The organism is Sphingobacterium bovisgrunnientis, from assembly GCF_009829085.1.
In the GTDB taxonomy this organism is placed as follows: Bacteria; Bacteroidota; Bacteroidia; order Sphingobacteriales; family Sphingobacteriaceae; genus Sphingobacterium; species Sphingobacterium bovisgrunnientis.
On record NZ_WUQY01000074.1, the window covers coordinates 1 to 1733 of the forward strand.

Annotated in this window: 2 protein-coding genes; one reads left to right on the forward strand and one right to left on the reverse strand. The window is 34.7% G+C overall.

The genetic code is table 11. The features are described from left to right. Positions 1 to 61 precede the first annotated feature (61 nt). A complete protein-coding gene (locus GOQ16_RS17115; RefSeq protein ID WP_160070409.1) occupies positions 62 to 625 on the reverse strand; it encodes a tyrosine-type recombinase/integrase in 564 nt (187 codons plus the stop codon). A 271-nt stretch (positions 626 to 896) separates the two neighbouring features. Between GOQ16_RS17115 and GOQ16_RS17120 the strand changes: the two genes are divergently transcribed. After that, a complete protein-coding gene (locus GOQ16_RS17120; protein WP_160070410.1) occupies positions 897 to 1628 on the forward strand; it encodes an SMI1/KNR4 family protein in 732 nt (243 codons plus the stop codon). Positions 1629 to 1733: the final 105 nt, after the last annotated feature.

The window sequence follows — 1733 nt, forward strand, 5'->3', positions numbered from 1 at the left end:
AGAGGCATTAAAGCTTTAAATGAATCGTGCATCTGAATAATATAATAATGCAAATATCCGATTATTTTTCTTCTACTACACAGGTTTTGTACATGATCCGCAACTTATCAGGTAATGAAACAATTCGGTCTTTGTTTCCTTTGCTTTGGTTGATACGTATCATCTTATCAGATGATCGGATATCTTTTATTTTGAGGTTTAGTAACTCACTAAGGCGTAGTCCGCAGCTATATATAGTTGTTAATATGGCCTTATGTTTAATGTTTTCCGTATTATCTAATAGTAGTCTGATCTCTTCTTTGGAAAAGAATTTTGGCAGTTTGTTTAAATGTCTTTTAGGGTATAAGTAATCAAGTTTAATTTTTTCATTCAGTATCAATTCATAAATTTTCTTAATAGCTCCAACTAAACCTTTTTGATAGGAAATACTGATTTTTTCTTTTTGAACTTTTTCATTTATAAAGGATTCTATAATAGTAATTGGTATAGATTCTAAAGAGGGATAATTATCAACATATTTGAGAAATAAACGGGCATAATCTTTATATGCTTTAACTGTATTGTTAGCATATCTTTGCGTAGTCAGCTTTTTTTCAAATGTTTTCAGTATAGTTTCGTTATCCATATAGAGATAACGATTTATTCATATCAATTGTTTCGCTTTACGGTATTTAATGTTGTGTCAACATGTTAAAATATAGTCTGTTATATCGTCTTTGGATCTGTAAGGCGAAGTGCGTCTATAGAGACGGATTGGCGAAATATTTTGTATATTAGCTTCGCTAAAGAATATGTTACCTGCAAGCATAGTGCGAAACGTTACAAACATATTAACAGTTTTGACATTAACAGTTTTCGTTGCTTGTAACAACGGGACAACTAAGAATATAAAAAGTATGACAGCGACAGAACAGCTTAAATCCATTTTGACAGAGAAATATGTTTCGGAAGACGGAGACGAATATAAAGTTGAACTTAAACAGGGTTTGACAGACCAACAAATTCACGAGTTGGCTGAAAGACTGCCAACTGGACAAATACCTGCTGAAATCAGAGAATTACTAAAGTTTGCAAGTGGATTTGAGTTTTACGGACTTGAAGAAGTAAATTTTGACGGAGTTGGACAATTCGGGTTTGAAGAATTTTTCCCTCATTCTGTTCAACTTGCAGGGGACGGATTTGGAAACTTTTGGATTTTAGACGTTGATAAAAATGGAAATTGGGGAAATGTGTTTTATGTGTGCCACGACCCCGCTGTTGTCGTTAAACATTCTGACAACTTAACCCAATTTATTAAACACGTAAACGACTTCGGGAAAAATGGAAACAAGTCAAACCTTGACATAATTCACGAAAGAGTTGTTATGGACATTTGGAGCAAGGACAACGGTTTTATTGAACTTGAAATCGCACGACAATCTAACGACACGACTTTAAAGAACTTTGCGTTATCGCTTCCAGACATTTTTGTAATTGCAGACCTACGAAACAAACCAAATCAAAGTGGCTTTGCTTGGGGTAAGTTTGGAGCCAATATTGACAAAGCAAAACGACACGAAACGGATTTAATTTGGGGGCTTGAAAAAATCGAAAAGAAAGGATTTTTAGCAAAACTATTTGGACGATAATGACGACTGAAAGAAGAATGCCAGCAGGTAATAACTAAGCTTTCGTCTTGCCCGTAGGGCTCGAGATGAAAGCCCGTTGAACGGAACCGGTTACTGGATACCTAT

Excerpts from the sequence above, each read along its gene's own strand:
- GOQ16_RS17115 (WP_160070409.1), bottom strand. The coding sequence starts at position 625 with ATGGATAACGAAACTATACTGAAAACATTTGAAAAAAAGCTGACTACG.
- GOQ16_RS17120 (WP_160070410.1), top strand. The coding sequence starts at position 897 with ATGACAGCGACAGAACAGCTTAAATCCATTTTGACAGAGAAATATGTT.